Annotated in this window: 15 protein-coding genes; 14 read left to right on the top strand and 1 reads right to left on the bottom strand. The window is 67.7% G+C overall.

The window, feature by feature from the left end:
- The first annotated feature begins 23 nt into the window (after nucleotides 1-23).
- On the top strand, nucleotides 24-524 hold the full coding sequence (locus tag ACFQRC_RS05995) for a VOC family protein (RefSeq protein ID WP_379958887.1): 501 nt from the start codon (nucleotides 24-26) through the stop codon (nucleotides 522-524).
- A 24-nt stretch (nucleotides 525-548) separates the two neighbouring features.
- On the top strand, nucleotides 549-947 hold the full coding sequence (locus ACFQRC_RS05990; protein WP_379958885.1) for a DUF1761 domain-containing protein: 399 nt from the start codon (nucleotides 549-551) through the stop codon (nucleotides 945-947).
- 62 nt (nucleotides 948-1009) lie between these two features.
- On the opposite strand, the gene ACFQRC_RS05985 is transcribed toward ACFQRC_RS05990, so the two are convergent.
- Nucleotides 1010-1390, bottom strand: coding sequence for a hypothetical protein (locus ACFQRC_RS05985; protein WP_379958883.1), 381 nt, complete (start codon nucleotides 1388-1390; stop codon nucleotides 1010-1012).
- A 162-nt stretch (nucleotides 1391-1552) separates the two neighbouring features.
- Here ACFQRC_RS05985 and ACFQRC_RS05980 point away from each other — a divergent pair, with 162 nt between their 5' ends.
- From ACFQRC_RS05980 to murC, 12 genes are all read left to right on the top strand, one after another.
- Nucleotides 1553-1822: a hypothetical protein gene (locus tag ACFQRC_RS05980; RefSeq protein ID WP_379958881.1), complete on the top strand. Its 270-nt coding sequence runs from the start codon at nucleotides 1553-1555 to the stop codon at nucleotides 1820-1822.
- A gap of 311 nt (nucleotides 1823-2133) precedes the next feature.
- Nucleotides 2134-2616, top strand: coding sequence for a division/cell wall cluster transcriptional repressor MraZ (locus tag ACFQRC_RS05975; protein ID WP_379958879.1), 483 nt, complete (start codon nucleotides 2134-2136; stop codon nucleotides 2614-2616).
- Nucleotides 2613-3581, top strand: a complete 969-nt coding sequence (rsmH, locus tag ACFQRC_RS05970) for a 16S rRNA (cytosine(1402)-N(4))-methyltransferase RsmH (protein WP_379958877.1) — start codon at nucleotides 2613-2615, stop codon at nucleotides 3579-3581. The genes ACFQRC_RS05975 and rsmH overlap by 4 nt, the downstream gene beginning before the upstream one ends.
- On the top strand, nucleotides 3578-4150 hold the full coding sequence (locus ACFQRC_RS05965; protein ID WP_379958875.1) for a hypothetical protein: 573 nt from the start codon (nucleotides 3578-3580) through the stop codon (nucleotides 4148-4150). Before rsmH ends, ACFQRC_RS05965 begins: the two co-directional genes overlap by 4 nt.
- A complete protein-coding gene (locus ACFQRC_RS05960) occupies nucleotides 4147-5838 on the top strand; it encodes a peptidoglycan D,D-transpeptidase FtsI family protein (RefSeq protein WP_379958873.1) in 1692 nt (563 codons plus the stop codon). The genes ACFQRC_RS05965 and ACFQRC_RS05960 overlap by 4 nt, the downstream gene beginning before the upstream one ends.
- On the top strand, nucleotides 5838-7253 hold the full coding sequence (locus ACFQRC_RS05955) for a UDP-N-acetylmuramoyl-L-alanyl-D-glutamate--2,6-diaminopimelate ligase (RefSeq protein WP_379958871.1): 1416 nt from the start codon (nucleotides 5838-5840) through the stop codon (nucleotides 7251-7253). Before ACFQRC_RS05960 ends, ACFQRC_RS05955 begins: the two co-directional genes overlap by 1 nt.
- A 31-nt stretch (nucleotides 7254-7284) precedes the next feature.
- The gene (gene murF, locus ACFQRC_RS05950) at nucleotides 7285-8685 is read left to right on the top strand and encodes a UDP-N-acetylmuramoyl-tripeptide--D-alanyl-D-alanine ligase (protein ID WP_379958869.1); all 1401 of its coding nucleotides are present in this window, start codon (nucleotides 7285-7287) and stop codon (nucleotides 8683-8685) included.
- Entirely contained in the window at nucleotides 8685-9755 is a 1071-nt protein-coding gene (gene mraY / locus ACFQRC_RS05945; protein WP_379958867.1) for a phospho-N-acetylmuramoyl-pentapeptide-transferase, read from the top strand. Before murF ends, mraY begins: the two co-directional genes overlap by 1 nt.
- Nucleotides 9752-11068 carry a UDP-N-acetylmuramoyl-L-alanine--D-glutamate ligase gene (gene murD, locus ACFQRC_RS05940; RefSeq protein WP_379958865.1) on the top strand — a complete coding sequence of 439 codons (1317 nt, stop codon included), beginning with the start codon at nucleotides 9752-9754 and terminating at the stop codon, nucleotides 11066-11068. The genes mraY and murD overlap by 4 nt, the downstream gene beginning before the upstream one ends.
- A 10-nt stretch (nucleotides 11069-11078) precedes the next feature.
- A complete protein-coding gene (locus tag ACFQRC_RS05935; RefSeq protein ID WP_379958863.1) occupies nucleotides 11079-12287 on the top strand; it encodes a putative peptidoglycan glycosyltransferase FtsW in 1209 nt (402 codons plus the stop codon).
- Nucleotides 12287-13453 (top strand): undecaprenyldiphospho-muramoylpentapeptide beta-N-acetylglucosaminyltransferase, encoded by a 1167-nt coding sequence (murG, locus tag ACFQRC_RS05930; RefSeq protein WP_379958861.1) that lies wholly within the window; start codon nucleotides 12287-12289, stop codon nucleotides 13451-13453. Before ACFQRC_RS05935 ends, murG begins: the two co-directional genes overlap by 1 nt.
- Nucleotides 13450-14862, top strand: a complete 1413-nt coding sequence (murC, locus tag ACFQRC_RS05925) for a UDP-N-acetylmuramate--L-alanine ligase (protein WP_379958859.1) — start codon at nucleotides 13450-13452, stop codon at nucleotides 14860-14862. The genes murG and murC overlap by 4 nt, the downstream gene beginning before the upstream one ends.
- Nucleotides 14863-14872: the final 10 nt, after the last annotated feature.

Here is a 14872-nt window from a genome sequence, read left to right as displayed (position 1 = left end):
TTCTATCTGAAAGGAGCCGAACCATGGCCGTCAATCCGATACCGCAGGGCTATCATAGCGTTACGCCTTATCTGATCATCGATGGAGCCGCCGAGGCGATTCGCTTTTATTCCGAGGCGTTCGGCGCGGTCGAAATGCTGCGCATGCCGATGCCTGTTGAGAGCGACGCCGCCGGAGGCGTCGGAGGGGGCGGCAGAATCGCCCATGCCGAGATCAAGATCGGCGATTCCCATGTGATGCTGTCCGACGAGTGGCCGGACATGGATCTGCTCGGCCCGGCCAGGCGCGGCGGGGCGACGGCCAGCCTGATGATCTATCTCGCCGATGTCGACCTGGCTTTCCAGCGCGCGCTCGACGCCGGGGCGATTGAGGAGCGGCCCGTCGCGGACCAGTTCTGGGGCGACCGGATGGGAACCGTCGTCGATCCGTTCGGACATCGCTGGACCCTCTCGACCCATGTCGAGGACGTGCCGGAGGAGGAGATGCATCGCCGGATGCAGGCGATGGCGAGCGAGATGGCCTGAGCGGCGCCGCGGCGGGAGGATGACATGGCGGAAATCAACTGGATCGCGGCGGTGGCCGCCGGCGTTCTCGGCTTCTTCGTCGGAGGCCTGTGGTATTCGAAGCTGATGTTCCTCAAGCCTTGGCAGGCGGACACCGGCATCGCCGACGGGCATAAGGGCAATATCTCGGAAGCGACCCGTTTCGCGGTCGGGATCACCTTGTCGGTCGTCGCCGCGATCGTCTTCGCGGCGTTCCTGGGGCCCGAGCCTCCGCTCGGCGGGGCGGTGCTGTGGGGCCTGGCGGTCGGCCTCGCCTTCATCACCACATCGTTCGGCATCCAGCATCTGTTCGAAGGACGGACGGCGCGGGTGGCGCTGATCAACTGCGGCTATCACACCGCCCAGTTCGCGCTCTTCGGCCTCATCCTGGGCCTTTGGCACTGACATGAAAAAGGCCGGCCGGAGCATCCTCCGGCCGGCCTGATTTGGCTTGGCTGGCAATCAGATCAGGCGTTGCAGCTCTGCGTGCCCTTGCCCGGAGCGGTGTACGACACGCTGTCCGCATTGGCGCTCAGCGAATAGCCTTCCGCGACGAAGGGCGGCTGTCCGCCGGCGGCGGTGAGTAGGGTGCCGGCCGCGCCCTGCTCGTCGGCGACCTTCACAGTATTGTTGGTGTAGAAGGTCGCATAGACGAGGCTGTTGTCCTTGCAGCGATAGGTGCGGCTCGCCTGGATGGACGGCGGCAGTTCGACCGGCGCCGCCTTGGCGAGCGCCGCGGCCTGCGGATCGGCGCCGTTGGTGCTGACTGTCTCCGGCTGCTGGTTGCAGGCCGCGAGGGCGAGGAGCGCCGCGACCGGCGCGGCAGCGAAGGATATGGTGCGTTGCATGTCGGCCCCTTCGCGATTGCAGCGAGAATCGTCAAGGGGATAGTTAAGGATTGCGGTCACCCGCAGGGCCTCAGCCTTTTGACGAACCGGCCCCGGGGTTCGACAAGGGTGACGGCTTGGGCTATTCCGAGCCCGCGCGGGGGACGGGAGAGTTCGCAAGCAATGCAGCGTGTTCGCATCGGCCTGACCGGACTGGCGTTCGTTTTCATGCTCGTCCTGTTGGCCGCCATCTTCAGCAGCCCCAGTGACGAAGCCCCGATCACCGCCAATACGATCGAACAGGGCCTTGTCCCCGGCGGCCAGGCCAATCTCGCCGAAACGGCGGAGCCCAAGGAGCCGCTGGCCGAACTCGGCGTCGCGCCCGGCAACGTCGATTCGAACAATGTGGCGAGCGAATCGCAGCCGCCCCTCGCGGCCGAGCCCCAGAGCTGAGACTCGGCGCCCGCCGCTCGGGCGTCGCCCCCGCTTCTCTTCCCCAAGGTTATCCACAGGCCTGTTTCTCGCGAACAGGCCAAGAACTGGCGCATGAACAAACCAAGAATACATAGCCATCAACCACGTTTGGGCATGAAATCCCCACGTGTGGCATGAAAACCCCTTCCATCCCTGTGCCCATACTGTTATCCACTGAGCCTCAAAGTTTCGGGGCATTTCCTGGCTGACCAGCGAGTCACGCGAGGGCGCGGATGCGCACCTTCGCGAACAGGGAAGATCCGTGTGCGTTTCAAGGGGCGGATCAACAGGTGGAATTGGAGCACCTCTTCAACGGAAGCGCGCTGAACGCGGTGGACGCCAAGGGGCGTCTGTCGGTTCCGGCGTTCATCCGCGGGGTGATCGAGCGCCGCACCGACGCCAAGGCGGTGGTGCTCGGCGCCCACGAATGCGATCCCTGCCTCACCGCCTACGACCGCGGTTACGGCCGCATCCTCCATGCCGAGAATGAGCGCCGCCGCCTGCTCGAGGAAGGGCAGGGCGATCCCGCCCAGCATTTCGCGCGGGCGCGCCGCACCTTCGGCATCACCGAGGATGTCCCCTACGACACGAGCGGCCGCATCATCCTGCCCCCGATGATGCGCCGCAAGGGCCGGATCGAGGAGCTCGCCTTGTTCGTCGGCGTCGGCGGCACGTTCGAGATATGGAACCCCCATCTGGCGCTCGAGAGCGGCGATGATGACCTGCGCGATCTCGCCGCCTATCGCCTCGAGGAAAAGGGCATCGCCCCATGAGCCCGGAACTGGTCGCCCCGCATGTTCCGGTGCTCCTCGACGAGGTCATCGCGGGTCTCTGCCCGCGCGAAGGCGAAATCCATGTCGACGGCACCTTCGGGGCCGGCGGCTATACCAAGGCCATCCTGAATTCCGGTGCGCGTGTGTTTGCGTTCGATCGCGACCCGGATGCTATCCGCGAGGGACGTATCCTCGCGGACGAGAGCGGGGCGCGCCTGACGCTTGTACCGGAGCGTTTTTCCCGGATGCGTCAGGCGCTTTCCGATCGCGGCGTGGATTCCGTCGACGGGGTCGCGCTCGACATCGGCGTCTCCTCGATGCAGCTCGACCGGCCCGAGCGCGGCTTCTCCTTCCAGTCCGACGGGCCACTCGACATGCGGATGAGCCGCGAGGGGGCCAGCGCCGCCGATTTCGTCAACGAGGCCGACGAGGCCGAGATCGCCGATGTGCTCTACCATTATGGCGACGAGCCCAGGTCGCGCCGCGTCGCCCGCGCGATCGTCGCCGCGCGTCCGATCGAGCGAACCGGCCAGCTCGCCGAAATCGTCCGCAAGGCGCTCGGCCACCATGCCGGCATGAAGAAGGATCCCGCGACCCGGACCTTCCAGGCGATCCGCATCCACCTCAACGAGGAATTGCAGGAGCTCGAAGGCGGGCTGGCCGCCGCCGAGGAAGTGCTGAAGCCCGGCGGCCGCCTCGCCGTCGTCACCTTCCACAGCCTCGAGGACCGGGTCGTGAAGCGCTTCCTCAAGGAGCGCAGCGGATCGGTGCCCTCCGGCTCGCGCCACCTCCCGGCGCCGACCGTGGCGGGCCCGACGCCAAGCTTCGACGCCGTCGCCAGGCCGACTCGCGCCGGCGAGCGCGAGATCAAGTCCAACCCGCGTGCGCGCTCGGCCACCCTGCGCGTCGCGCGCCGTACGAACGCCGCACCATGGTCCCAGACGCAGAAAGGAAATTCCCGATGATCGCGAGGGGTTTCAAGCCCGTGGGCTGGGTCGCCGCCGTCGCCGGAGCGGCGCTCGGCTGCTACATGCTGTCGCTGAACGTCGCCGCCGAACGGGCCGAGCTGGCCGACATCGAGCGCCAGATCATCGCCGCCAAGCAGGACATACGCTCGCTTCAGACCGAGCTCGGCACACGCGGCCGCATGGCCCAGCTCGACCAGTGGAATGCGGAGATACTCGCGCTCTCGGCGCCGACTTCGGCCCAGTTCATCGACAGCGCCTTCGTGCTGGCGCGCTTCGACCAGCGCGAAAAGACCATCGAGGATCGCGCCAGGGTCCAGCTCGCGTCGCTTGAGACGAGGGAGGCCGCGCCCAGGCCGGCGATCGCCGTCGCCGATTATGCCTCCGCGGCCGACGCGGCGGAAAAGGAGCCGCGGCCGCTGGTCCGCCGCGCCAGCCTCGTCGTCACGGAGGATGCGCCGCTCCCCACCTTCAAGCGCGCCGGCCTGCTGGATCAGAAGGTGCTGAGCGAGATCGGCGACGCCGCCAAGGCCGAGAAGCAGCCCGAGCGAGGTGCCGGCGGACAATGACCGCGCTCGCCGCCCATCCGAGACAGGCAAGGCCCGGAAGCGAGCGGCAGGACGGCCTGGCGCTGACCTATCACCGGCTGATGCTGGTGATGCTGGTCTTCGCCGGGATCACCGTGCTGATCGTCGGCCGGCTGGCTTATCTCCAGATATCCACCGACCGGTCGGACGGGCAGTCGACGGCCAATCCGCTGTTGCCGCCGCGCGCCGACATCGTCGACCGCAACGGCGTCCCCCTGGCGCGCACCATCGAGGCCTGGTCGATCGCGGTCCATCCCCGCAAGGTGATCGGCGATCCCGCCGCTCTGGCGACCAAGCTCGCCGAGTTGATGCCCGAGCGGAGCGTCGCCGAATATCGGCGCTTGCTGACGGCCGACAAGAATTTCGCCTATCTGAACCGTCGCGCCGTTCCCGAGCTGGTCGCCGCCGTCAACGCGCTCGGCGAGCCGGCGATCGTGTTCGACCGGGAGCCGGAGCGGCTCTACCCGCAGACCGGGCTCGCCGCTCATGTCCTGGGCTGGACCGATTTCGACGGCAACGGCGTCTCCGGCATGGAGCGGATCCTCAACGACCGGCTGACCGACCCGGAGCTGCGCGGCTCGCCGGTGGCGCTGTCGATAGACAGCCGTGTTCAGGCGGCGATGGAGAGCGCGCTCGGCGCGGCGGTGGCCAAGCATAGCGCGGTCGGCGCCGCCGGCATCGTCATGGATGCCAGGACAGGGGAAGTGCTGGCGATGGCGTCCTTCCCGACCTTCAACCCCAATGCCGCCGGCCAGTCGCCGCCCAACGCGCAATATAATCGCGCGACCATGGGCGTTTATGAGCTGGGATCGGTGTTCAAGCCGATCACCGTGGCTTCGGCGATCGAGGCGGGAGTGATCACTTCGCTGGCCAAGCGCTACGACGCCAGCTCGCCAATTGCGATCGGCCGTTTCCGGATCACCGACTATAAGGGCCAGAACCGCCCGCTGACGGTGCCGGAAATCCTGGTCCATTCGTCGAACATCGGCACCGCGCGGATCGCCGACGAGATGGGCGTGGAGAGGATGATCGCGGCCTTCCGCAAGCTCGGCTTCGACCAGAAGGCTCATATCGAACTCGCGGAGAAGAGCGAGCCGCTGTTCCGGAGCGACTGGTCGCGGGCGACGGTGCTGACGAGCGGCTTCGGGCACGGCATCGCGATCACGCCGCTGCATCTCGCCAGCGCTTATTCCGCATTGGTCAATGGCGGCGTGTGGCGGCCGGCCACGATGATGAAGATCGCGCCGGGCAAGGCGCCGCAGGGCCGTCGCGTATTCTCGGAGGAGACCAGCTACAAGATCCGCCAGATGATGCGGCTGGTCGTGCTCCATGGCAGCGGCAAGAACGGCGAAGCGATCGGCTACCGCGTCGGCGGGAAAACCGGCACCGCCGAGAAGACCTCCGCTGGCGGCTATTCGGGAAAGGTGAACGTGTCGACCTTCGCCTCGGCCTTCCCGATGGACGATCCCCGCTATGTGGTGATCGCCACGCTGGATGCCCCGAAGGCCACCGCCGACACGTTCGGCTACACCACGGCCGGGTGGACCGCCGCACCCGTGGTTTCCAAGGTGATCGGCCGCACCGGCGTGCTGCTGGGGGTGATCCCGGACGAGCGCAAGGATATCAACGTCGACAATCTGTTGCCGCTGATCGGCAATCCGAAGCGCTGATGCGGCTCGATGCGCTGATCGGCGGCAACGACGAATCGGCCGTCACCGGCTTCGCCATCGACCATCGCAAGGTCGCCCCCGGCACCGTCTTCGGGGCCTTCCGGGGGACGCGCTTCAACGGCGAGGACTTCATCCCCCAGGCGGTCTCGGCGGGCGCCGTGGCCGTCGTTGCGCGGCCCGAGGCCCGGGTGGAGGGCGCGGCCCATGTGGCGGCCGAAGAGCCCCGCCGCGCCTTCGCCGAGCTCGCCGCGCGCTTCTTCAGGCCTTTCCCCGATACGGTCGCCGCCGTTACCGGCACCAACGGCAAGACCTCGACCGTCGAGCTGACTCGCCAGCTCTGGCGGATGACGGGCCATCATGCCGCTTCGATCGGGACGCTGGGCGTCACCACCGCCGGCGAGCAGGTGACGACCGGCCTCACCACGCCCGACATCGTCACCTTCCTGTCCAACATGGCGGGCCTCGCGCGCGAGGGCGTGACCCATGCGGCGTTCGAGGCGTCCAGCCACGGGCTTTCGCAATATCGCACCGAGGGGCTGTCGGTGCGGGCGGCCGCCTTCACCAATTTCAGCCGCGACCATCTCGATTATCACGAGACGATGGAGGCTTATTTCGAGGCCAAGATGCGGCTCTTTTCGGAGGTGGTCGAGCCGGACGGAACGGCGGTCCTGTGGATGGACGATCCCAAATCCGGCGAGGTGCTGAGGCGTTGCGAGGCGCGGGGCCTTCGTCTCCTCACGGTCGGGCGCGGGGGCAAGACCCTCAAGCTCGTCGATCGCCAGCCAAGCCAGCTCGGCCAGAAGCTGACCATCGACGCCGAGGGCGGCACGCACAACGTCACCATTCCGATGATCGGCGCCTATCAGGCCGCCAACGTGTTGACGGCGGCCGGGCTCGTCATCGCGACCGGCGGGGACCTTCGCCGGACCCTGGCCAATTTGTCGCGGGTGCAGCCGGTGCGCGGGCGTCTGGAGCGGGCGGTGATCACCCGCGCCGGGGCGCCGGTCTATGTCGATTATGCCCATACGGCCGATGCGCTCGAATCGGCGATCGAGGCGCTGCGGCCGCACACCAAGGGACGGCTCATCACCGTCTTCGGCGCCGGCGGCGACCGCGATATCGGCAAGAGGCCGGAAATGGGCGCCTCGGCCGCGCGCCTGTCCGATCTCGTCATCGTCACCGACGACAATCCCAGGAGCGAGGATCCCGCCGCCATCCGCCGCGCCATATTGGCTGGGGCCCCCGAGGCGACCGAGGTCGCGGGCCGCCGCGACGCCATCGCCGCCGCGATCGCCGAAGCGGGGCCGGACGATATCGTCCTGCTCGCCGGCAAAGGCCATGAGCAGGGGCAGATCGTCGGCGATCGTGTCCTGCCGTTCGATGATGTCACCGTGGCGAGGGAGTGCGCGGCATGAGGCTGGCGCCCAGCACGAGGGGATTGTTGGCATGACAGACCTCTGGACGGCCGAGGAGATCGCCGCCGCGACCGGGGGCGCCGTGCATGGCGGCTTCTCGGTAACGGGCGTCGCCTTCGACTCTCGCGAAATTGGGCAGGACGACCTCTTCATCGCGATGAAAGGCGAGGCGACCGACGGTCACCTTTTTCTCAACAAGGCGTTCGCGGCGGGCGCGGCCGGGGCGTTGGTCAGCGCGGAGATCGAGCGGCCCCATGTCCTCGTCCCGGATACCACGCGCGCGCTGAACGACCTCGGCCGCGCCTCCCGCGCCCGCACCGAGGCCCGCATTTGTGGAGTCACCGGTTCCGTCGGCAAGACGGGCACCAAGGAAGCCCTGTTCGCCGCGCTCGACCGCGCCGCGCCGGGCCGCGCGCACCGGTCCGTCAAGAGCTACAACAACCATACCGGTGTCCCGCTGTCGCTGGCCCGGATGCCGCGCGAGGCCCGCTTCGGTGTGTTCGAAATGGGAATGAGCGCGGCGGGCGAACTGGCGGCGCTGACCCGGCTGGTGCGGCCGCATGTGGCGATCGTCACCGCCATCGCCCCCGCCCACCGCGCCTTCTTCGCCAGCGACGAGGCGATCGCCGACGCGAAAAGCGAGATTTTCGAGGGCCTGGAGGGGGGCGGCACCGCGCTCGTGCCTTTCGACAGTCCGCATCGCGACCGGCTCGCCGCCGCCGCCCGCCGCCACGGCGGGACGGTCTGGACCTTCGGGGTGGGCGAAGGCGCCGACATCCGCGCGCGCGAAGTGGTGCCGGTGCAGGGAGGGACTCTGATCACCGCCACGCTGCCCGACGCGGAGCTGACCTACACGCTTTCCCAGCCGGGCGAGCATTGGGTCTCCAATTCGCTGGCCGTGATCGGCGCCGTCGACGCGCTGGGCGGCGATCTCGCCGCGGCCGGGCTCGCGCTGGCCGACATGGCGGGCCTTAAGGGCCGGGGCGAGCGCCACCGCATCGCCGTGCCGGGCGGCGAGGCTTTGCTCATCGACGAGAGCTACAACGCCAACCCCGCGTCGATGCGCGCCACCTTGAAGAGCCTCGGCGCGGAGAATATCCGGGGCCGCCGCGTCGCGGTGCTCGGCGCGATGAAGGAGCTGGGCGAGACGTCGGACGCCTTCCACGCCGGCCTCGCCGACCCGATCGAGGCCGCCTGTGTCGAACTTGCCATCCTCGTCGGCGAAGAGATGGCTCCGCTCGCGAAAGTCCTTGGCGCAAAGGTTAAAATGACGCATGTGCCCGACGCATCGTCGGCCTTGGCACCGCTCGAAGAAGCGATCGGGCCGGGCGATGCGATACTCGTCAAGGGATCGAACTCCATGGGACTTGCCGCCCTCGTCGAGGCGCTGGCGGGCGGCCCCTCGATGTCCCGCGGGACAGGGAATAGCTGATGTTTCTACTGATTGCCGAACAGCTGGATTTCGCGGGTCTCCTGAACCTCTTCCGCTACATCACCTTCCGCGCCGGCGCCGCCACCGCCACCGCGCTCGTCATCGGCCTCCTGATCGGTCCCAAATTCATCGGCTGGCTCAGAATCCGCCAGGGCAAGGGCCAGCCGATCCGCGACGACGGGCCGATCTCCCACCTCGCCAAGCGCGGCACGCCGACCATGGGCGGGCTGATGATCCTCACGTCCGTGTCGGTCGCGATGATCCTGTGGATGGATTTCTCCAATCCCTATCTGTGGGCGTGCCTGTTCATCACCGTCGGCTTCGGGCTGATCGGCTTCCTCGACGATTACGACAAGGTCACCAAGAAGAGCCACAAGGGCGTATCGGGCAAGGTGCGCCTGCTCGCGGAATTCATCGTCGCCGGCATCGGCTGCTGGATTATCCTGCGCGGCACCGGGACCGAACTCTACATTCCCTTCGTCCAGGGGCCGGTAGTCGATCTCGGGCCCTTCTACATCCTGTTCGCGGCGACGGTGGTGGTAGGCGCGGGCAACGCCGTCAACCTGACCGACGGGCTCGACGGCCTCGCCACCATGCCGGTCATCATCGCCAGCCTGGCCTTCCTGGTCATCACCTATCTGGTCGGCAACGCCGTCTTCGCCGAATATCTCGGCGTTCCGCACGTGCTGGGCGCGGGCGACCTCACCGTCCTCTGCTCGGCGATCGTCGGGGCGGGGCTCGCCTTCCTGTGGTTCAACGCCCCGCCGGCCGCCGTCTTCATGGGCGATACGGGCAGCCTCGCGCTGGGTGGGGCGTTGGGCGCCATCGCGGTCGCGACCCAACATGAGATCGTGCTCGCGATCGTCGGCGGCCTGTTCGTGCTGGAAGCCGCCTCGGTCATCATCCAGGTGTTCTTCTACAAGCGCACCGGCAAGCGGGTGTTCAAGATGGCCCCGATCCACCATCATTTCGAGCAGATGGGCTGGTCCGAGCCGACCGTCGTCATCCGCTTCTGGATCATCAGCTTCGTGCTCGCGCTGGCGGGCCTTTCCACGCTGAAGCTCAGATGATCGCGAGCGACGCCTTCCGCGGCCGAAACTACGCCGTCCTCGGCCTTGCCCGGTCGGGCCTCGCGACGGTGGAGGCGCTTGCCGCCAGCGGGGCGCGGATCATGGCGTGGGACAGCCGGGAGGAGGCGCGGACGACGGTCGCCGCGATGTTCTCCGGCGAAGGCGGGGGAGCAGTGAAGCTGGCGGACCCGATGACGACCGCCCTCTACGGCATGCACGGCGTCGTCGTGTCGCCGGGCGTGCCGCTCAACCGCCATCCCATCGCCGAGCGGGCGCGGGAGGCCAAGGTGCCGCTGATCGGCGACATCGAATTGTTCGCCCAGGCGCGGCCGAGCCTGCCGCCGCACAAGGTGGTCGGCATCACCGGCACCAACGGCAAGTCGACCGTGACCGCTTTGGTCCATCATATCCTCCGGATCGCCGGCGTGCCGACGACCATGGCCGGCAATATCGGGCTCCCCATCCTGGGCCAGGAGCCGCTGCCGGAAGGCGGCGTCTATGTGCTCGAGCTTTCCTCCTACCAGATCGATCTGACGCAGAGCCTCGATTGCGACGTGTCGGTGCTGCTCAACATCACCCCCGACCATCTCGACCGCTATGACGATGTCGACGATTATGCCGCCTCCAAGGCGCGCCTGTTCGCCATGCAGTCGCCGGAAAATGTCGCGGTCATCGCCGCCGAAGACGATTATACGCGCGCCATTGCCGGGCAATTGGGCGGAAAGCGTGTCCTCGTTGCCTCCACCGACGTCAGGGACCAGTCGTGCTGGCCTTCGCTCCAGGGGCCGCACAATGCCCAGAACGCCGCCGCCGCGGTCGCCGTGGCGCGCGTGCTGGGCATCGACGATACGGTGATCGCCCGCGCGCTCGCCAGCTTTGCGGGTCTTCCGCACCGGATGGAGCGGGTCGCCGAAAAAGACGGCGTCCTGTTCGTCAACGATTCCAAGGCGACCAACCCGACCTCGACGGCGCCGGCGCTCGCCGCTTATCCGCCCGACCCCGAACAGAGGATCCACTGGATATTGGGCGGGCTCCCCAAATCGGACGACCTCGACGCCTGCGAGCCTTATTACGACCATGTGAAAGGCGCCTATACGATCGGCGAGGCGGGGCCGATGTTCGCCCGGCTCCTCGCCGGCAGGCTGCCCGTCATCGAATGTGAGATGCTGATCGAGGCGGTCGCGACCGCGGCCGGCGCCGCGCGGCCCGGGGAGGTGGTATTGCTCTCGCCCGCCTGCGCCTCGTTCGACCAGTTCCGGGACTATGAGGCGCGCGGCGACGCTTTCCGCGCCGCGGTGGAGGCCCTGGCATGAGGATGACGCGATGAGCGTGATGCAGGACGGATTGGGCGGGATCATCGGTCCGGCGCGGCTCGGCCGGTCGGACAGGAGCGCGCTCGGCCGCTGGTTCTGGGAGATCGACCGGGTGCTGCTGCTCCTCGTCGCCGTTTTGATCTCGATCGGCCTCGTCGCGGTGGCGGCGGCCTCGCCGGCGGCGGGCGCCCGCTATTCGGGCGGCGACGTCAGCTTCGCGCCACTTTATTATTTCTACCGCCAGATGATGTGGATCGTCGTCTCCATTCCCGTGATGATCGCCGTGTCGATGCTGCCCAAGGCGAAGGCGCGGCGGCTGTGCATCGGCGGGGCGGTGGTCTTCACCATATTGTTGTTCCTGACGCCGCTCGTCGGCCAGGAGGTGAACGGCGCGCGGCGCTGGATCGGCTACGGTTTCGCCCAGTTCCAGCCGTCCGAATTCCTGAAGCCGATGTTCATCGTCAGCCTCGCCTGGCTGCTGTCGCTGCGCGACAAGGACCAGGGTCTGCCGGTCGTGCCGCTGACCGGCCTGCTCACCGGCATCGTCGCCCTGCTGCTGATGCAGCAGCCCAATTTCGGCGAGACGATCATTTTCGGCGCCGCCTGGGTGCTGCTGCTGACGCTTGCCGGCGTCCCAATGCGCTTCCTGGTCGTCCTCGGCGTCGCCGCGGTCGCCGGCATAGTCGCCGCCTATTTCTTCTACGATGTCGCCACCATGCGGATCGACGCCTTCCTGTTCGGAGGCGTCGGCGACGTCGATACCTATCAGACCGACAGCGCGCTGAGGACGTTGACCGCCGGCGGCCTGTTCGGGGTTGGGCCCGGCGCCGGCAACCGCAAATTCCACCTGCCCGAACCGCACACCGACTATATCTTCTCGGTGATCGGCGAGGAGTTCGGCCTGATCGCCTGCCTCGCCATCGCCATCCTCTATTTCGGCATCGTCGCGCGGGTGATGGTCAGGCTTTTGCACGAGGAGGACCGTTTCCTCGTCCTCGCCACCGCCGGGCTGGTTTGCCAGTTCGGCTTGCAGGCGCTCATCAACATGGCCGTCAACGTCCAGATCGCTCCGTCCAAGGGCATGACCCTGCCGTTCATCTCCTATGGCGGCTCGTCGATGATCGCGCTGGCGCTCGGCATGGGATTGCTGCTCGCCTTCACGCGCCGCAATCCCTATCTCCACCGCTCCCCTTATGTGGTGAAATGGAGCGGGCGCTGATGGCCTTTGGGATCTCGCGGCACTATGTCCTCGCGGCCGGCGGCACCGGCGGACATATGGTTCCGGCCCATGCGCTGGCCGAGGAACTGATCGCGCGCGGCCACCGCGCCGCCCTCGTCACCGACGATCGCGGCGCCCGCATCCCCGGCCTGTTCGACGGCGTGCAGGTCCATATCCTTCCGGCCGGACGCCTGGGCGGAGGCCCGATCGGCTGGTTCAGGGCAGGGCGCAACATCCTCGCCGGCCGCGCCATGGCCTCGCGCCTCTACGAAACGTTCCGCCCCTCCGCCGTGATCGGCTTCGGCGGCTATCCGGCGCTGCCGGCTTTGCTGGCGGCGCGCAAGGACGGCATTGCGACGCTGGTTCACGAGCAGAATGCCGTTCTCGGCCGGGTCAACCGCCTGCTTGCCAGCCGGGTCGACGCCATCGCCACTTCCTATCCGGAGGTGCACCGGCTGTCGGATTCCCATGCCGACAAGGTCCATCTCGTCGGCAACCCCGTCCGCGACGAAGTGCTGGCCCTTCGCGACCAGCCTTTCCCGGCGCTGGACGAAAACGGCATCTTCCGCATCCTGGTCACCGGCGGCAGCCAGGGCGCGACGATCCTGTCGAGCGTCGTGCCGGACGGCCTCGCCTTGCTGCCCGAGCATTTCCGCCGCCGCCTCCAGGTGACGCAGCAATGCCGCGCCGAGGATATAGAGGAGGTGCGCGCGCGCTATGCCAGCCTCGGCATTCCCGCCGATCTCGCCACCTACATGCCCGATCTGCCGGAGAGGCTCGCCTGGTCGCATCTCGTCATCGCGCGGGCCGGCGCCTCGACCATCGCCGAGTTGACGGCGGCGGGGCGCCCGGCGATCCTGATCCCGCTGCCGAGCGCCACCGACGACCACCAGACCTATAATGCCCGCGAGATGGCGCGCAACGGCGGCGCCCGGATGATCGCTCAAACCGACTTCACGCCGGTCGAGCTCGCCAAGCAGATGCAGAAGCTCGGGCTCGAGCCGAAGGCGCTCGCCAACGCTGCCGAGCGCGCCAAATCATGCGGCCGCCCCGACGCGGCCCGGGAGCTCGCCGATCTGGTCGAACGCAGCGGCCGCGACCCCGCCTTCGTCGGCGCCGAGGGCGTCGCCTTTCGCCCGGTCCCGGCCGGCGGAGCTTATGCATGAAAGGCGTGGGGACCGACATCGGCACCATCCACTTCGTCGGCATCGGCGGCATCGGCATGTCCGGGATCGCCGAAGTGATGCATATCCTCGGCTACAAGGTGCAGGGTTCGGACGTGTCGGAAGGCTATGTCGTCGAGGGGCTGCGCAAGCAGGGCATCCCCGTCGCCATCGGCCACCATCCCGACCATCTCGGCGAGGCCGCCGTGGTCGTCACCTCGACCGCCATCAAGCGCGGCAATCCCGAGGTCGAATGCGCCTATGAACGCCGCATCCCCGTCGTCCGCCGCGCCGAGATGCTGGCCGAGCTGATGCGCCTCAAGGCCACCGTCGCCGTCGCGGGGACGCACGGCAAGACGACCACTACCTCGATGATAGCGGCCTTGCTGGACGCCGGAGGCATCGACCCGACCGTCATCAACGGCGGCATCATCAACGCCTACGGTTCCAACGCGAGATTGGGCAAATCGGACTGGATGGTGGTCGAGGCCGACGAGAGCGACGGTAGCTTCCTGAGGCTCGACGGCACCATCGCCGTGGTGACCAACATCGATCCCGAGCATCTCGATCATTATGGCAGCTTCGACAAGGCCAAGGACGCCTATGTCGAATTCGTGGAGAACGTGCCCTTTTACGGTGCGGCCCTGCTGTGCGTCGATCATCCCGAAGTCCAGACGATCATCCCGCGCCTTCGCGACCGGCGCGTCGTCACCTACGGCTTCGCCGCCCAGGCCGACGTGCGCGGCGACAATGTCGAGCCCTTTCCCGGCGGCAATCGCTTCGACGTGAGCGTGCGCGACCGGGCCGGCGAGGTGCGGGTGATCGAGGGCATCGAGCTGCCGATGCCGGGCCGCCACAACGTCCAGAATGCGCTCGCCGCGATCGGGGTGGCGCTGGAGATGGGCATAGCCGACGCGATCGTCGCGCGCGGCTTCGAGAAATTCGACGGCGTCAAAAGGCGCTTCACCAAGGTGGGCGAGGTCGAGGGCGTCGCCATCATCGACGATTACGGCCATCATCCGGTCGAGATAAAGGCGGTGCTCGCCGCCGCGCGCGAGGGCGCCGAAGGGCGGGTCATCGCCGTCGTCCAGCCGCACCGCTATACGCGCCTCCGCGACCTGATGGACGAGTTCCAGGGGGCGTTCAACGACGCCGACATCGTCTATGTGGCGCCCGTCTATCCGGCCGGCGAGGAGCCGATCGAAGGCGCCGATTCCGAGGCTCTGGTCGAGGGGCTGAAGGAGCGCGGCCACCGCATGGTGGCGAGCGTCGCCGACCAGCAGGACCTCGCCCGCCAGCTCCGCGATGTCGCCGCAAGGGGCGACATGGTGATCTGCCTCGGCGCCGGCGACATCACGAAATGGGCCGCCGGGCTGGCGGATTGCATTCGGGACGAAAGGCTATGCCGATGATGGGCGGACC

It is taken from the genome of Enterovirga sp. GCM10030262 (assembly GCF_042666435.1).
Lineage (GTDB): Bacteria > Pseudomonadota > Alphaproteobacteria > Sphingomonadales > Sphingomonadaceae > Allosphingosinicella.
Note: the sequence above shows the minus strand (reverse complement) of the source record. Positions and strands in the feature narration are given on the sequence as shown.

Bases quoted from the DNA above. Each gene is read 5' to 3' on its own strand.
- murG (WP_379958861.1), top strand. From the start codon at position 12,287: ATGGCCTTTGGGATCTCGCGGCACTATGTCCTCGCGGCCGGCGGCACC.
- rsmH (WP_379958877.1), top strand. From the start codon at position 2,613: ATGAGCCCGGAACTGGTCGCCCCGCATGTTCCGGTGCTCCTCGACGAG.
- ACFQRC_RS05965 (WP_379958875.1), top strand. From the start codon at position 3,578: ATGATCGCGAGGGGTTTCAAGCCCGTGGGCTGGGTCGCCGCCGTCGCC.
- murF (WP_379958869.1), top strand. From the start codon at position 7,285: ATGACAGACCTCTGGACGGCCGAGGAGATCGCCGCCGCGACCGGGGGC.
- mraY (WP_379958867.1), top strand. From the start codon at position 8,685: ATGTTTCTACTGATTGCCGAACAGCTGGATTTCGCGGGTCTCCTGAAC.
- ACFQRC_RS05960 (WP_379958873.1), top strand. From the start codon at position 4,147: ATGACCGCGCTCGCCGCCCATCCGAGACAGGCAAGGCCCGGAAGCGAG.
- ACFQRC_RS05995 (WP_379958887.1), top strand. From the start codon at position 24: ATGGCCGTCAATCCGATACCGCAGGGCTATCATAGCGTTACGCCTTAT.
- ACFQRC_RS05985 (WP_379958883.1), bottom strand. From the start codon at position 1,390: ATGCAACGCACCATATCCTTCGCTGCCGCGCCGGTCGCGGCGCTCCTC.
- ACFQRC_RS05990 (WP_379958885.1), top strand. From the start codon at position 549: ATGGCGGAAATCAACTGGATCGCGGCGGTGGCCGCCGGCGTTCTCGGC.
- murD (WP_379958865.1), top strand. From the start codon at position 9,752: ATGATCGCGAGCGACGCCTTCCGCGGCCGAAACTACGCCGTCCTCGGC.
- ACFQRC_RS05935 (WP_379958863.1), top strand. From the start codon at position 11,079: ATGAGCGTGATGCAGGACGGATTGGGCGGGATCATCGGTCCGGCGCGG.
- murC (WP_379958859.1), top strand. From the start codon at position 13,450: ATGAAAGGCGTGGGGACCGACATCGGCACCATCCACTTCGTCGGCATC.
- ACFQRC_RS05955 (WP_379958871.1), top strand. From the start codon at position 5,838: ATGCGGCTCGATGCGCTGATCGGCGGCAACGACGAATCGGCCGTCACC.
- ACFQRC_RS05980 (WP_379958881.1), top strand. From the start codon at position 1,553: ATGCAGCGTGTTCGCATCGGCCTGACCGGACTGGCGTTCGTTTTCATG.